Source organism: Thermococcus sp. GR6 (assembly GCF_012027415.1).
Taxonomy (GTDB): Archaea; Methanobacteriota_B; Thermococci; order Thermococcales; family Thermococcaceae; genus Thermococcus; species Thermococcus onnurineus.
In genome coordinates, this window is sequence record NZ_SNUM01000001.1 from 820,274 (window position 1) to 835,293 (window position 15,020).

The following is a 15,020-nucleotide window of genomic DNA, read 5'->3' on the forward strand; positions in this document are numbered from 1 at the left end:
GAGGAGATATGGTTACTCCATAGAACGAAATCTTTATATCCATGCGATTTTCACTGTATAGATGAGCATTACGATTAGGAGGTGTTAGGATGAATAAAAAGGCTCTGAGCCTTTTAGTCGTGGTAGTGATGCTACTATCGGCAATCCCAATGGCACTATCAACGGTGCCAGTCTCAGCTGCGCCTGTAATGGACTCTACCTCTACCATTCAAACGAGCGACACTCTCTCACAACGGGAATGGATCAGCGGTTCAACCATAGAAGAGCAAATACAGAGGATCATAAAGACCAGTGACAAGACCGTCAGGCTCATAGTTGCACCTGACAAGGAGCATGCCATGGACGTTTACAGCGCTTTAAAGAAGCTGGGTGAAATCGACCCCATAAGCAAGCCTCAGTACCAATTCATCGTCGTTACTATGCCTGTTTCTAAAGTTGAAGAGCTTGCTGATATTCCGGGAATCCTCTACGTCTGGAAGGACGCTATCGTCAAGCTTGCGGAGCCGGTTCTGCCAGAAGTGGGCAGTGAAGAGCCCTCCAAAGACGTTCCCGAGCTGCCTAACATGTTCATGAGCGTCTTCACTATCAAGGCCTACGATGCCTGGATCAACTACGGCGTATTCGGTGACAATGTTACAGTTGCCGTTCTCGATACCGGAGTTGACGTTGGACACCCGTTCCTTCAGATGACCCTCGACGGAAGAAGGAAGATAATTGACGTATATGATGCGAGCGATGAGGGGATTGCTGACATCTATTACAACACCAGTGTTGTCATCAATGGCACCATAGCGGTCAACCAGAACGTTACACTTGACTGGGGTGTTTACTACCTCTACTATGGCCATCCTGAGGAATTCACCAACTACACGATGGGCACTTACTACGTTGGCAACATAACCGGTGACATGTACTATATAGGACTCCTCCCGGAGAGGTACTTTGACTTGAACTTTGATGGTGATAAGAACGATGTTTACCCGGTTCTCGTCGTTGACAACAATGGCACTTACACCGCATACATGGATATCAATATGAACAATAACTTTACTGATGACACTGGAGTTGGCCTTTACAATGAGACGAGTGAATACTTCACCTTCAACACCAGCCTCGTTAACGTTGCGTTTGCCGAGTTCATGGCTCCATACTACGCAATGTTCATGTGGGACGCTCACGGTCACGGAACTCACGTCAGCGGTACCGTTGCAGGTGTTGGCCTGCCCACTGATCCAGTGTTCTACGGCGTTTACGGTGTGGCTCCGAACGCCCAGCTCATAGAAGTCAAGGTACTTCCTGGTGAGTACGGATTCGGAAGAACAAGCTGGATTATCAACGGAATGATATATGCTACCCTAGAAGGTGCCGATGTTATAAGCATGTCCCTCGGAAGCTCTCCGGAGTACAACGACGGTCTCGAGAACCCCGAAATATTCTACGTTAACCTGCTTAGCGATTGGTTTGGAGTTGTATTCTCAATAGCGGCTGGAAACGACGGTCCAACGACCAACACCGTCGGCTCGCCTGGTGACTCTGACCTCGCTATTACTGTCGGTAACTACTGGAGCAGTGAAAGGTGGGAGTTCTGGTACGGTGTTGATGGGGTTGCCAATGGGCCTGCAATGAGCTCCAGCAGGGGCCCGAGGATGGATGGTCTCCTTGACCCGGATGTTATGGCACCAGGAACACTGATATTCTCCAGCCTTCCAATGTGGTACACTATCGTTTACAACAACTCCTACAGATACTATGGAATATGGAGCGGTACATCAATGGCCACTCCGCACGTCAGCGGTGCTGTTGCACTCATGGTAAGCTATGCAAAGCAGCACGGTCTTAACTATGACCCAATCATGATAAAACGCGCCCTTGAGATGAGCGCCGCTCCCACCAATCAGACAATGATTGATCAGGGATTCGGCCTGATACAGATCGACAAAGCCATACAGACTCTCCAAGAGCTCAGCCAAGAGCCAACTACTTACATCTATGCTGGAACCACCTTCACGAGCTTCAAGAATCCACTAGGCCATGAGTTAATACCGCTTTCACCTGCCATTATAGAGTTCAATGGCTACTTCCAGGCAATGTTTGGACTCCCGTACCTCTACCGCGGCGTTTACATAAGGAACGAGTACCCTGGAAGCGTTCCGGTATACTTCTACCCGATGGACTACATACCAGGCGGGGGTCTCTGGTACACCTCTGCGGAGAAGACCTACAAGATAAGCACGAACGTTGATTGGATTATCCCGAACACCTCCGAGGTCATCGCAGGAAACGCCACTATCGGACAGTTCTCCATAAACATTGACTACTCCAAGCTCCAGAAGAGCGGCACCTACGTTGGTCTTATCTACATAGACGACCCGGACACCAGCTACATTGACGGTTATGTGGCTGTTACCGTTGACATCCCAATGAACCCGAACGGAGAGACCAGTGTTAAGCTTTCTGACGTCGAAAGTCCCGGTGAGGCCAAGCACTACTTCGTTGATGTCCCACGTGGAGCCAAGATGCTTGAGGTTACCCTTCGTGTTCCTGCCGATGAGAACGGCAATCCAATGGGTAGAACAACCCTCCTAATCGCAAAGCCCACTGGCAGTGTTGTTGCTGGCTATGTGCCAGATTACTACTACGTCGGTGCTAACCCAGCAGGAAACATCTTTGAGTACACATGGTACATACCTGAGCCAGAAGAGGGAACTTGGGAAATAACCGCTTACAGCAGTACCTTCACCAAGTACTTCAGCGGATACGACACCTCTACCTATGAGATTGAAGTCAAGATTAGCTCTATCTCAATAACTCCCGAAATCATCCAGAAAGACATCCCCTCACCGAACAACGTCAGCGTTAGTGCAGTTGTTGAGAACAGCTACATGACCCTCAACGCCAGTGTCGTCGGCTATGGTGTTGGCAGGCTGGACGAGGCATACGCCATGATCAGGGAAGTCAACCAGAGCGACTGGGATATCATAAGTGCAGTGGGGATCACCAGCTCTGACTACTACATCAAGTTCGGAATCACCCAGCCAGAAGACCCGAACGCTGACCTTGATCTGTACGTGTTCTACTTCCCGACTTACGAGGACCTCATGAACTTCACAAACTACACCCTTTACTGGGAGCAGATAGGCCCAACCTCCGACGAGGTATTTGAGAAGTTTATGCCAGAGCCGGGCTATTACCTCATCGCGGTTTACGGCTACGACACAGTTGACTACAACCCAATCCAGTACGTCTTCTACTACCAGATACTCGGCGATAACGGCAACGTCAGCGTTGATAGTACTCCGTTTACATTCACAGATGGCACCAGCAAGACCATAAAGGCCACTGTTGAACTCAACAACTATGGAACTTACCTTGGAGTCATGGGTCTCGTCGATTCCGGCACTGGCGAGGCTCTCACCTACGCGCCTATGATATTCCAAGTGGGCAGTCCGGAGATGTTTGTGGCAGTCTATTCAGAGGCCACGCTTGGCAAGCAGTCGGTGCTTAAGATCAAGCTCCTCGACCTTGCGACCATGCAGCTGATAAACGCTCCAGCCAAGGTCATCGTGAACGGCAGGGAGTACTACACTGACAACGGTGAAGTGGATGTCTACTTCGTTCCACTTAAGCTTGAGGAAACCTTCAATATCCGTGTCATCAGTGACTACTACATGGACTACTCTGGAACATTCACGATCAAGGTGAAGGAGCTTGCTGGCAATGAGGTTTACGATGCTACCCAGATAGAACCATACATCGCCACGGGACTTGGTAGTGTAACCAATGTCAATGTTTCGGACAGCGGCACGATGATAGAAATTACCGCTGAAGGTTCCAGCGGTACGATTGGATATCTCCTAGTCACCCTTCCAGTTGACACCCAGTACGTCAAGGTCGCCGGCGATCATGTGCTCGAGTACTATACCATTGAGGGCCAGAATGCCGTCTACACTATTGTCAAGGTCAGGTACGCGTCCCCAGTTACAGTCACCATCGAGTACAAGACCGCCCGCTACATCGTCAGCACCTGGAACTATGTCTGGTACATGCTCTACTGGAGGTACAACCAGAAGTTTGATCCGCTCTACCAGAAAGCAGTCAAACTCGGTGTTGACAACGAGACCCTTCAGGAGGCCATGCGCTACAAGGAGCTCGCCGACGAGTACTACGCAGAGGCAAAGAAGTACATGAACCCGTACAGAGAGAACCTCGCCGTTGCGGCACTTCCGTACGTCAGGAAGGCCTATCTCAACATCCTCAAGGCCTACACACTGCTCGAGGAGGCAGTTAACGAGATAGAAGGTTCCGAGGGCTGATGCCCTCTTTTCTTCTCTCTTGATTTTTCTACCCAATGCTTTTAAACCACCGGATGTTTCTCTTCTCGGTGGCGCTCATGATATACATCAAGGTCTATCGCGTTCAGGGAGAAGTTCTGTTAGCAGCATGCGACGAGGAGCTTCTTGGAAAGACCTTCAGAGAAGGAGAACTCAAATTAGAAGTAAAGGAACGCTTTTACAAAGGAGAATTAGTTGAGGAAGATGCCCTGGAGAGCCTTCTCGAGGAAGCCACGATAGCTAACCTCACGGGCGAAAGATGCGTTAGAAAGGCTATAGAGCTGGGCTATGTGGACGAGGATAGAGTCCTGAGGATCCAGGGAATTCCACATGCCCAAATGGCCAAGATGTTCCTCTAAGGAAATCAGAGGTTTTTTAAACATCCCTTCTCACTTCTTCTCCGGTGAGAACTATGAGTGAGAGGTTCTGCTACAGGTGTGGAATAAGCGAGAGCGAGGGTGGGCCTCTAGTGGTTGGTCTCTGCCAGGTGTGCTTCCGTAAAGAGAACCCTGTCCTGCTCATCGAAAGAGAGATAAACACAGAGCTCTGTCAAAACTGTGGGAGCTACAAGAAGCGAGGGGTGTGGGTTGACCCGAGCACCTACGAGCTTGAGGAGCTTATTTTTGAAGTTGCTGAGGGTGCTCTCCTTGAGGAGCTCGGGGATTCCCTCGATGAACGCGTGAGGAGCTTTGAAGTAGTTTCAATGGAAGAACTTGGAGAAATAAATGATCTCCCGGTTGGAGCGGCAGTAGTAGCCTTCCAGCCGGTGGACTGGCACATCGAGTACTTCCCCGCCATAATAACCTATGAAGTTCGTGTTAAAGCCAGAATCCACGAGCTCCAGCGCGAGCTCCACGACGAGGTCAAGTACGTGACGGTCTACGTCCGTCAGACGGTATGTCCCCGTTGCCAGAAGTTCCTTGGGGGCTACTTTGAGGCGATTCTGCAGGTCAGAGCGGAGGATAGACCTCTAACTGAAGAGGAGCGTAAAGCGATAGGCAAGCTCGTGGAGGAGAAGGTTGACGAGATAATGCGCAAGGACAGGATGGGCTTCATTCAAGATACCATAGAGAAGGAGGAAGGCTTGGACTTCTACATGGGTTCGACTTCGAGTGCCAGAAAGCTTGCCCAGGCAATAAAGGAACGCTTCGGCGGAACAATAAGTGAAGCCTATGAACTCGTGGGCATGGACAGGCTGACGAGTAAGGAAGTCTACCGCACGAGCGTGAGCATTAGAATCCCGAAGTTCCAGAAAGGGGACATAGTTGAAGATAGGCGCGGCAACGTCTATGAAGTTGAGAGGGTCGATGGGAAGGGCATGAGCCTCAGGAACCTTTCGACCAACGAAAGTGAGCACAGGGACTGGAAGACCGTGAAGAGGGAGGGCATAGATTGGGTGGAGTACGAGAAAAGCGAGGCAATGGTGACAAGCATAACCCCGAACGAAGTTCAGCTGATGGATATGGAAACCTATGAGACGTATGAGCTTGACAAGCCAGGCATTGATCTGAGGGAAGGTGAGATATACCGCATGGTGGAGGTCAGGGGCAGGAAGTACTTCCTTCGGAAGAAGGAGTGACCCGCTTTTGTCCACCAACTTTTTTAACCGTAGGTTTTGAACCTCTTTTGGTGATTCTTATGAGGAAGACAGTCGTTATCATAGGTGGTGGAGCAGCTGGAATGAGCGCTGCATCTCGCATCAAGCGCCTGAAGCCGGAATGGGACGTTAAGGTCTTTGAAGCAACAGAATGGGTCAGCCACGCTCCCTGCGGAGTTCCATACGTGGTAGAAGGAATCTCGCCGAAGGAGAAGCTCATGCACTATCCACCGGAGGTTTTCATTAAGAAGCGTGGCATAGACCTTCACATGAAGGCAGAGGTAATAGAGGTCGAAGAGGGTTCTGTGAGGGTTCGCGAGGAAGACGGGGAACACACCTACGAGTGGGATTACCTCGTCTTCGCCAACGGTGCTTCTCCTCATGTTCCATCCATAGAGGGACTCGAGCTAGAGGGAGTTTTCACTGCAGATCTCCCTCCGGATGCCGTTGCGATAAGAGATTACATTGAGAAGAACAAGGTTGAAAACGTCGTCATCATTGGAACGGGCTACATAGCCATCGAGATGGCCGAGGCCTTTGTCGCCCAGGGCAAGAACGTAACGCTCATCGGCAGGAGTGAGCGCGTTCTTAGAAAGACCTTCGACAAGGAGATCACTGACATTGTGGAGGAGAAACTCAAAGCCCACCTCAACCTCCGCCTGCAGGAGCTGACGATGAGGATAGAGGGTGACGGAAGGGTCGAAAAGGTAGTCACCGACGCCTCCGAGTATCCCGCTGACCTTGTTATAATCGCGACGGGCATAAAACCCAACACTGAACTAGCCAAACAGCTTGGAGTTAGAACAGGCGAAACTGGGGCAATCTGGACGAACGAAAAGATGCAGACCAGTGTTGAGAACGTCTATGCCGCTGGGGATGTAGCAGAGACTCGGCATATCATAACCGGCAGGCGCGTGTGGATTCCACTGGCTCCGTCAGGCAATAAGATGGGCTACGTGGCCGGGAGCAACATCGCCGGCAAGGAAATAACCTTCCCGGGTGTCCTTGGTACCAGCATAACCAAGTTCCTTGACCTCGAGATGGGCAAGACCGGCCTAACTGAGGCTGAGGCTATAAAAGAGGGCTACGACGTTAGAACCGCCTTCATAAAGGCGAAGACAAGACCGCACTACTATCCCGGGGCTAAGGAAATCCATCTTAAGGGCGTCGTTGACAACGAGACCAACAGGCTGCTTGGCGTTCAGGCCGTCGGTGGGGAGATACTGCCAAGGATTGACGCTGCAGCGGCCATGATTCAGGCTGGATTCACCACGAAGGATGTTTTCTTCACGGATCTAGCCTACGCGCCACCCTTCGCTCCTGTGTGGGACCCTCTGATAGTCCTAGCTAGGGTTCTGAAGTTCTGACTCTCTTTTCATTTCCTCAATAGCGCGATGCTTCCCCCAAGGAGCACTAAGCCAAGGCCAAAAGCTGTTCCAAAGCCTGCAGTGGCTACAATCCAGCCGCCGAGGGCGCTTCCCGTGATGTAACCAGCAGAGCTTACAACGTTGTAGGTCCCCATAGCGCTTCCATTTTCCTTTTCACCGGCATTTTCACTAACTATGGCCGTCGATGAAACACCTATGAAGGTCCAGGAGTAGCCAGCCAGGGCGTATGAGACGAACGCCAGGGGGAGCAGTGCTGGAGAGATCAGCGCGCCGGCGGTGATTGCTACGAACGCCCCTGCCCTGATAAGGAGGCCTTTTCTAAGCGTTCCTTCCTTGTTTTCACCCATACTCGTCCCGACGCTGGTGTAGTTGAGGGCCGCTATGGTGGAGTTGACGATCAGGGTAAGGTAAATGATTTCCCTAGTGAAGCCGTTCTCCGTAAGGAGCACGGGAACCTGCGGAAAATATAGTCCTGCAGCTATCCAGAAGAGCAGAAACGATATGTAGAACCTTTTCAGACCCTCTGGAAGGCTGAAATTGGTGTGGAGGATGAAGCTAGGGAAGTAGCGAGCCTTCTCGATGACGTAGTTGCCGAATGCTCTTATGGCTTTTCTGTTGACGTATATCGGAACCTCGCGTATCATCCTTTGGGCCATGAACACAGATGGCAGACCGAAGAGGGCGAATGCCACGAACAGCTGGGGAATCGTAAAAAATCTTGACAGGCCAAAGCCAAGAACTAGACCGAGCACCCAGCCCCAGCCACTTATCTCGTTGAACTTCCCTATGCCGTAGTCCCAGCTGTGCTTTCTGACGCTTCTTAAAACTAGGGCTATCGGTACGGAGAGCGTCGATGCAAGGAAGAATGCGTAGGCGGTGTTTATTGCTATGAGCTGTGCAGGAGTTCTCGCCAGTGCCATCAGCGTTAGGAAGAGTGGCACGCTCGCGAAGCCGAGCAGTATGAAGGGTTTCCTCCTCAGAGTCTTATCGCTGAGCTTTCCCCAGAAGAGAGCGCCGAGCATCGATGCCAAGCTCGCCAGTGCGAAAGTAAGACCGACGGTCGAGGCATTCCCGCCCAGCTCAAGGAGGTAGAGGCTGACCAAGGCGGAGCTTCCACCTGTGGCTACCTTGAAGGGCACGAAAGAGTAAAACCACCGCGGCATCTTGGGAACGTAGCGGTAGCGGTTCGAGACCATTGCGTTTCTAACCGCAACCGAAACTCTTTGACTCATTTTCTCACCTTGGAGCCTTCGGGAGTCGCTTTCGGTTTAAAAAGATTTGTGACGCGGAGAAGGCTATGATGTTCGGAATTGTTCATTGAATATGTGTGGAAGAAACGACAAAAGAAGAAAGCCCCGTCAAGGCTCAACGACGTACTTCTTGCTCTCGTCGGAGAATCCCGAAAACGTTGAGGTCATCAACGAGACTGAGACAGAGCTCCTTGATCCGTACACAGCTTTCAAGCAGTATACCGTCAGAGTTCTCGGCAACGGCACCCTTGACGTTGTGTTTAAATACGGCAGTGGCTGTCCCTACGGTACTGAGGAGAGAGTAACCATCGGGTTCTACATCGGATTGCCTCCTGAGGATATCAATCTCACCGTGACGAATCCCGAGGAAGTGCTCAACATCACGACTTTGAACATCACAGACATCGTTGAGGAGGTCAACTTGGTTGACCGCTATTTTGTCGTGGAGGGGGCAGACGATAGCGGTGAGGGGTAAGTGGACGGGGCCGGATGGGGCTGAATACAACTGGAAGGACATGCTTCTCCTTCTCCACGTTAGAGAGAGGGTTGAAGTCTTCGCAAGTTATGAGGATGATGAGCTGAAGGCGGATGTTATCATAATAAACGGTCAGAGGTTTGTAGGGGGTAGTGCCATGAGCTATAAGCTGAGGATGTGGGTTTCACTTACTCCCTTCGTCCTATGGTTGATCACGGGAATAACGGGGACAATCCTACTGGTTGCTCCACTGGCGGCTCAATTCGGACTAACCTTACCGGTTAGTCTGACCGATACCCTCCACACATACCTTGGCTTCGCCTTCTTCGGGCTGTCGTTCGTCCATATAGCCCTTAACTGGTCTACGATGAAGGCCTACTTCAGAAAGCTCAGTTCGTGAGCAAAGTTTATACGCTTTTAGGCTAACCTAATTCTGGTGGTGGCATGATAGCCTTTGGTCCAGTTTCATCGAGAATGTTAGGGAAAAGCTCTGGTGTCAACAACATTCCCGACAAGGTCTGCTCCTACGCCTAAGTTTACTGCCAGATAGGAAGAACACTGAAGATGGAGGTCGAGAGGAGGGCTTTTTACGAACCGGAATTCATCTTTGAGGAAGTTCGGAAAAGGTAGAAGCCGCTGGAACTTTTGAGGATAAGTCTGCTAATGGAGCTGGACTATAACGGGAAGAAGTTCTAGATGAGAACTCTGGAAAGCAGGAGAAAACTTAATTAGTTGCCAGATGAGTTTATTTGGGAGAGCCATGTGCGAGTATACCTACGAAAGCGGTAAAAGGTGCAGGTTGAAGTCCCTTGAAGGCTCTAAGTACTGCGCCCTCCATATCCCCTACGACGAGGGCGAACGCCTGTTCGGGGAGGATATAAAGCGCATCAAAGTGGAAGCCTTTCTCAAGAGGTTGAAGGAGGGTCAGACATACTTTGAGAGTGTCTACCTGTATGAAGCTAAAATAAGTAATTTCCGGGCTGAAAAACCGATAGTCTTCAAAAACTCGCGGATTAAGACAATCCTATTTGACGACGTCACAGTTCCGGGAATTACTTTCTACAACTCCTACGCAGGCAGAATAGTCGTCTTTGAGAGTAAGGTCGGAACGCTCCTTGTCCATAGTTCCAATGTCTTTGGCCTCAACATCCTCCGCGTAAAGTTCTCGAACTCGATGTATGTCAGGAACTCGAGTGTCAGGTACCTAATGATTAACTCGACAGAGTACGTTGGAAAGGCTGAAAAGAGTGAGGAGGAATACGGTGAGAGAAAGACGGCAACGGGCAGGATAGAGCTTAGCAATCTGGATAACGTTCGCAGAATAGGTGTGAACGTCAGGTATCCACTTATGAGGCGTATCCTCGAGGAGCATGGCATAACGCCCTCTGGCTCGTCGGAGAGGAGTGTGAAGGCAACGGTACTCGCCTTCAGGAACGTCAGGTTTGACCAATCCGCGCGCTTTAAGAGGCAGGTCAGGCTGAGCGTGAGACACTTCCACGGCCAGCTCGTCTTTGAAAACCTCAACGTCTTTGGTCACGCTGAAATTCTTGGCGGCAGGATAAAGTCCCCCGAGTTCGTTCACGTCACCGTGATGGGTAACTTCATTTTCAGAAGGGTTGGCTTCTACGGCGATGCCACCTGGAACGTGACTGTTCTGCCCCACCTTCCCCTCGAGCTAAGCGTTCAGGGCTTCGTCGTCGTTGAGGACTGCCGCTTCAGCAACCCAAGGATGGCGGAGATATTCTACAGGATAGCAAGAACTAGCTGGGAACGGAACGGTGATCTAGAGCGTGCCGATGAGTACTATTACAAAGAAATGGTTTCCAGAAGGCAATCTCGCCTCACAGCGAGGGTGAGGGGAATTAAGAAGGTCCTGCTGAAGCTGGAGGCGACCTTTGAATGGCTCTTCGCCGATTTGACATGCAAGTACGGAATGGACTGGAAAAGGCCGATACTGATATGGCTCGCGGCCGTTAACGTCTTCTTCCCACTCCTCTTCTTCTTAACCCAGAGCGTGGAAGGCGTTTCAGGTAACATGGGGTTCCTTGACTATGAGTACTTCAGCGTTGTGACCGCCACCACTCTTGGCTATGGCGACTACCATCCAGTGGGAGTGGGCAGGATTATAGCGTCTGTCGAGGCGCTGTTCGGAATGTTCATGTGGGCAGTGTTCCTTACAGTCTTTGCCAGGAAGTACATGAGGTGAGTCTATGAAAGTTGGACTTATCATTAACCCCATAGCGGGCATGGGAGGCAGGGTTGCCCTAAAGGGCACCGACGGAGTCGTTGAGGAAGCAATTAAGCGCGGTGCGAGACCGGTAGCTTCTGATCTGGTCAGGCTTTTCCTGAGAGAGCTTTCCCACTATGAAGAAGCCCGCTCGATAGAGTTCCTGACCGGACCAAATGGTCTCGGTGAGGATGTTTTGAGGGAGTTCAACTTCCCCTTCGAGGTGATACAACACAGGGAAATAAGCCCTCGTGAAATCCTTGGAGTTAAGATACCGGATACAAGTTCGGAAGACACGCGGGAGCTCGCCAGGCGCATGCTCGGGAAGGCTGAGCTCATAATCTTCGCTGGCGGAGATGGAACGGCAAGGGACGTTCACTCGGCCGTCGATGAGGAGGTTCCGATTCTAGGAATTCCTACCGGCGTCAAGATGTACTCGGGAGTTTTTGCAACCTCCCCGGAGGATGCCGCCAGGGTTCTCGTGGAGTGGCTCAGGGGGCGGGCAAAGCTCGTGGAGAGAGAAGTTAATGACATAGACGAAAACGCTTATCGCCACGATGAGGTTAAAGCAAGGCTCTATGGAAGGGCCCTCGTCCCCTACGTCGAGACCCTTGTCCAGGGGAGCAAGGAAGCGACCCCACTCGACGAAGAGGAAGAGCTTGAAGCTATAGCCGAGGCATTGGCCGAGGAAATCCTCGAAAGCGATGGGATTTACTTCCTCGGTGCTGGCTCGACGGTAAAGAGGATAAAGGAGAAGCTCGGTATAGAGGGAACCCTCCTTGGTGTCGACGTAGTCCAGGTGAAGGACGGAGAGGCTGAGCTTTTAGTTAAAGATGCCACCGAAAAAGACCTTCTGGAGTTTGCTGACAGAAATCCCAGGATAGTTGTCACTGTGATCGGGGGTCTTGGATTCCTCTTTGGCAGGGGCAACCAGCAGTTTTCTCCAGAAGTCCTGAGGCGCATTCCAAAGGAGAACATAATCGTCGTTACGACGCCTTCAAAGATTGAAAACGGTACCATCAGGGTATATACCGGTGATAGAGAGGTCGATGAGAAGCTCAGGGGTTACATCAGGGTTCGTGTAAGCCCCTGGATGGAACGGATGGTGAGGGTTATTTAGATAGGTCTCTTAGGCATAGAACAATAAACATAGGGAAAGGGAATTAAGTCTTCAGACCTTTTACCAGCTCTTCCATAACTCCGAGGAAAGTCTCAACCTCTTCGAGGCTGTTGTAGACGTGGAAGGAAGCCCTCACCGTTCCGTTTATTCCAAGCTTTTTCATCACCGGCAAAGCACAGTGGTGGCCGGAGCGGACCATTATGTTGTGGTCGTCGAGTATAGCAGCGACGTCGTGGGGGTGAAGTCCAGGCACATTGAAGCTTACGACTCCTGCATGCTTCTTCAGGTTCCTCGGTCCATACCATGGGACCTCGAGCTCGTCGAGGCCTTCGGTGGTTCTCTTAACAAGCTTGTGCTCCTGTCTCTCGATTCTGCCCAGCCCAATCCTCTCGATGTAGCGGATTCCTGCTGCGAGGCCTATCGCACCACCTATGTTCGGCGTTCCGGCCTCGAAGCGCTCTGGCGGCTCTGTGAGCTTATAGCCGTCTAGACTAACGTCCTCAATAGTCCCACCGCCTATGAAGGGCGGTTCGAATGTATCAAAGAACTCTTCCCTGATGTAAAGCACGCCTATTCCAGTCGGTCCCATGGGCCCCTTGTGGCCGGAGAAAGCCAAAAAGTCCGCGTGGAGCTTCTTAATGTTAACCTCCATGTGGCCAGCGCTCTGAGCGGCGTCGACCACAAATATCGAGCCTTCATCCTTGGCAATCTTTCCAAGCTCTTCCACCTCATGGATCACTCCCAGCGCGTTCGAGACGTGCTGAACAGCGACAAGCTTTGCTCCCTTTATCTTCTTTTCCGCATCGCTTAAATCAAGGTTGCCTTCGTCGTCACCTTCTATGAACTCCAGCTTAAGGCCGAGTTTCTTGGCCAGACGCTGCCAGGGGAGCAGATCGGAGTGGTGCTCGTAGGGGGTAGTCACGATTTTGTCGCCCCTCTTGAATATGTGCTCCAGGCCAAGGGCAACTAAATTAAGGCTCTCGCTCGTGTTCTTTGTGAAGACTATTTCTTCGAACTTGGCTCCAATGAAGTCCGCAACGATCTTTCTGGACTCTTCATACTTGTGAGTCGCCATCTGGGAGAGCCTGTGAACGCCTCTGTGAACGTTGGCGCGGTACTTCAGGTAGTACTCGTCCATGGCCTCAACAACTGGCTTCGGCGTGAGTGAAGTGGCGGTGTTGTCGAAGTAAATCACCTCATTTGTAAGAGGTATGTCCTTCCTAACATCCTCCGGAATCCTCATGAAACCACCTCCAATATTCCGGCGCAGTCGTATATGATTCTAGCCATCTCCTCACCCTTTTTCGAGTCCTCAAGGAGCTTGATGATTATCTTACCGCTTGGATAGACGCTGACCTCATAGCCTTCCATCTCAAGGATCAGCATCATCCCGGGGAGAATCTTTTTGATGACGTAACCTTTTTCCTTCAGGCACTGGGCGGTTCTCGTTAGATCCACCTCGACCTTTCTATCCCAAGAATAGCCGCTTATCACTATTCCCTTCATGGTTACGCATGGCTTCGCAATTATCATGCTCTCACCAATTGAGAGCTTGAGAAGGAAGGATTTATAGCTTTCCCAAACCGATGGTTAAGGACAAAAATGGGAAAATCAGCAGACCCTCGGAACAGGGTCTCCCGCAGGTGGCTCAAGGAATCTCTTTCCACCTATGCCTGTCTCAACTAAGACCTTTCCGCGGTAGTCCTCTATAACCTCACCGATTATCGCCGCGTTCTTTCCTTTCTCCGTCTTCCTCATAGCCTCTAGGGCTTCCTCGGCGTACTCTTTTGGAACTATCATGACGACCTTACCCTCATTTGCTACATCGAAGGGGCTTATGCCGAGCATCTCACTTGCAGCTCTGACTTCGGGCCTTATCGGCACGTCGGCTTCCCTTATCAGTATCCCAACGTTTGCCTTCCTGGCCATCTCGTTGAGGGCGTTGCTTAAACCACCCCTCGTAGGGTCCTTCATGGCGTGGATGTTTCCCCAGCCAATAGTTTTTGCAACGGCCTCAACGACCTCCCAGATTGGGGCCACGTCACTCTTAAGCTCGGTCTCGAAGCTTATCCCTTCGCGATGGCTCATCAGTGCTATTCCGTGGTCGCCTATCGTCCCGCTGATGAGGACAACGTCGCCGACCTTCGCCCCGGCGTCGCTTATAGGTCTCTCTGCGATTCCTATACCTGCCGTTATGACGAACATGCCTATCTCATCCTCAACGACCTTCGTGTCGCCTGTGACTATTGGAACGGGCACTTCACTAGCGGTTTTGTCCATCGAGCAGAGGATTTTTTTCAGGTCTTCCCCGTCGAAGCCCTCTCCAATTATCATCGAGTTCGCCAGCGCGAGGGGCTTTGCGCCCATAACGGCCAAATCGTTCACCGTTCCACTAACTGCCAGTCGCCCTATGTCTCCCCCCGGAAAGAAGAGGGGCTTCACGGTGTGGCCGTCGATGGTAAAAACGATGTGTTTATCCCCGAAGGGTATTGTGGCCCCGTCGTCGAGGGCATCCAAGCCAATTCCACCCGCAGATTTCAGGCTGAGGTTCTTCAGTATGACGTCTCTCAGGAGCTCCTCCATTATTTCTCCACCGGCTCCGTGTTCGAGCTTGATTTTCATGCTTACCCCT

The 15,020-nt window shown here is 51.3% G+C and carries 12 protein-coding genes and 1 pseudogene; 9 read left to right on the forward strand and 4 right to left on the reverse strand.

Annotation, left to right across the window (positions count from 1 at the left end; genetic code table 11):
- Positions 1-89: 89 nt before the first annotated feature.
- From E3E32_RS04575 to cdr, 4 genes are all read left to right on the forward strand, one after another.
- Positions 90-4,313: a S8 family serine peptidase gene (locus tag E3E32_RS04575; protein WP_167730497.1), complete on the forward strand. Its 4,224-nt coding sequence runs from the start codon at positions 90-92 to the stop codon at positions 4,311-4,313.
- A gap of 77 nt (positions 4,314-4,390) precedes the next feature.
- Positions 4,391-4,690, forward strand: a complete 300-nt coding sequence (locus tag E3E32_RS04580) for a DUF424 domain-containing protein (RefSeq protein WP_012571264.1) — start codon at positions 4,391-4,393, stop codon at positions 4,688-4,690.
- 53 nt (positions 4,691-4,743) lie between these two features.
- Positions 4,744-5,910 carry a 60S ribosomal export protein NMD3 gene (locus tag E3E32_RS04585; protein ID WP_167730989.1) on the forward strand — a complete coding sequence of 389 codons (1,167 nt, stop codon included), beginning with the start codon at positions 4,744-4,746 and terminating at the stop codon, positions 5,908-5,910.
- A 59-nt stretch (positions 5,911-5,969) separates the two neighbouring features.
- Entirely contained in the window at positions 5,970-7,295 is a 1,326-nt protein-coding gene (gene cdr / locus E3E32_RS04590; protein ID WP_167730990.1) for a CoA-disulfide reductase, read from the forward strand.
- 8 nt (positions 7,296-7,303) lie between these two features.
- Here the strand turns inward: cdr and E3E32_RS04595 are convergent, their stop codons facing one another.
- Positions 7,304-8,548, reverse strand: a complete 1,245-nt coding sequence (locus tag E3E32_RS04595; RefSeq protein ID WP_167730499.1) for an MFS transporter — start codon at positions 8,546-8,548, stop codon at positions 7,304-7,306.
- 91 nt (positions 8,549-8,639) lie between these two features.
- Between E3E32_RS04595 and E3E32_RS04600 the strand changes: the two genes are divergently transcribed.
- The 5 genes and pseudogenes from E3E32_RS04600 to E3E32_RS04620 all read left to right on the forward strand — a co-directional run bounded on the left by E3E32_RS04600 (position 8,640) and on the right by E3E32_RS04620 (position 12,388).
- On the forward strand, positions 8,640-9,041 hold the full coding sequence (locus tag E3E32_RS04600; protein WP_206205206.1) for a hypothetical protein: 402 nt from the start codon (positions 8,640-8,642) through the stop codon (positions 9,039-9,041).
- Entirely contained in the window at positions 9,031-9,441 is a 411-nt protein-coding gene (locus E3E32_RS10100; protein ID WP_240910563.1) for a DUF4405 domain-containing protein, read from the forward strand. The genes E3E32_RS04600 and E3E32_RS10100 overlap by 11 nt, the downstream gene beginning before the upstream one ends.
- A 44-nt stretch (positions 9,442-9,485) precedes the next feature.
- Positions 9,486-9,668: pseudogene (locus E3E32_RS04610) on the forward strand (radical SAM protein); the annotation flags it as partial.
- Positions 9,669-9,801: 133 nt separating this feature from the next.
- Positions 9,802-11,247 carry a potassium channel family protein gene (locus tag E3E32_RS04615; protein WP_167730500.1) on the forward strand — a complete coding sequence of 482 codons (1,446 nt, stop codon included), beginning with the start codon at positions 9,802-9,804 and terminating at the stop codon, positions 11,245-11,247.
- A gap of 4 nt (positions 11,248-11,251) precedes the next feature.
- Complete coding sequence (locus tag E3E32_RS04620) at positions 11,252-12,388, forward strand: ATP-NAD kinase family protein (protein ID WP_167730502.1); 1,137 nt, start codon at positions 11,252-11,254, stop codon at positions 12,386-12,388.
- A 43-nt stretch (positions 12,389-12,431) separates the two neighbouring features.
- Here the strand turns inward: E3E32_RS04620 and E3E32_RS04625 are convergent, their stop codons facing one another.
- The 3 genes from E3E32_RS04625 to hypE all read right to left on the reverse strand — a co-directional run bounded on the left by E3E32_RS04625 (position 12,432) and on the right by hypE (position 15,010).
- Positions 12,432-13,631 (reverse strand): aminotransferase class V-fold PLP-dependent enzyme, encoded by a 1,200-nt coding sequence (locus E3E32_RS04625; protein ID WP_167730504.1) that lies wholly within the window; start codon positions 13,629-13,631, stop codon positions 12,432-12,434.
- Positions 13,628-13,921: a hypothetical protein gene (locus E3E32_RS04630; protein ID WP_012571246.1), complete on the reverse strand. Its 294-nt coding sequence runs from the start codon at positions 13,919-13,921 to the stop codon at positions 13,628-13,630. Before E3E32_RS04630 ends, E3E32_RS04625 begins: the two co-directional genes overlap by 4 nt.
- A 78-nt stretch (positions 13,922-13,999) precedes the next feature.
- Complete coding sequence (gene hypE, locus E3E32_RS04635; RefSeq protein ID WP_167730506.1) at positions 14,000-15,010, reverse strand: hydrogenase expression/formation protein HypE; 1,011 nt, start codon at positions 15,008-15,010, stop codon at positions 14,000-14,002.
- Positions 15,011-15,020 lie beyond the last annotated feature (10 nt).

Excerpts from the sequence above, each read along its gene's own strand:
- E3E32_RS04575 (WP_167730497.1), top strand. The coding sequence starts at position 90 with ATGAATAAAAAGGCTCTGAGCCTTTTAGTCGTGGTAGTGATGCTACTA.
- E3E32_RS04585 (WP_167730989.1), top strand. The coding sequence starts at position 4,744 with ATGAGTGAGAGGTTCTGCTACAGGTGTGGAATAAGCGAGAGCGAGGGT.
- E3E32_RS04615 (WP_167730500.1), top strand. The coding sequence starts at position 9,802 with ATGTGCGAGTATACCTACGAAAGCGGTAAAAGGTGCAGGTTGAAGTCC.
- E3E32_RS04630 (WP_012571246.1), bottom strand. The coding sequence starts at position 13,921 with ATGATAATTGCGAAGCCATGCGTAACCATGAAGGGAATAGTGATAAGC.
- cdr (WP_167730990.1), top strand. The coding sequence starts at position 5,970 with ATGAGGAAGACAGTCGTTATCATAGGTGGTGGAGCAGCTGGAATGAGC.
- E3E32_RS04600 (WP_206205206.1), top strand. The coding sequence starts at position 8,640 with ATGTGTGGAAGAAACGACAAAAGAAGAAAGCCCCGTCAAGGCTCAACG.
- hypE (WP_167730506.1), bottom strand. The coding sequence starts at position 15,010 with ATGAAAATCAAGCTCGAACACGGAGCCGGTGGAGAAATAATGGAGGAG.
- E3E32_RS04625 (WP_167730504.1), bottom strand. The coding sequence starts at position 13,631 with ATGAGGATTCCGGAGGATGTTAGGAAGGACATACCTCTTACAAATGAG.
- E3E32_RS04620 (WP_167730502.1), top strand. The coding sequence starts at position 11,252 with ATGAAAGTTGGACTTATCATTAACCCCATAGCGGGCATGGGAGGCAGG.
- E3E32_RS04580 (WP_012571264.1), top strand. The coding sequence starts at position 4,391 with ATGATATACATCAAGGTCTATCGCGTTCAGGGAGAAGTTCTGTTAGCA.
- E3E32_RS04595 (WP_167730499.1), bottom strand. The coding sequence starts at position 8,548 with ATGAGTCAAAGAGTTTCGGTTGCGGTTAGAAACGCAATGGTCTCGAAC.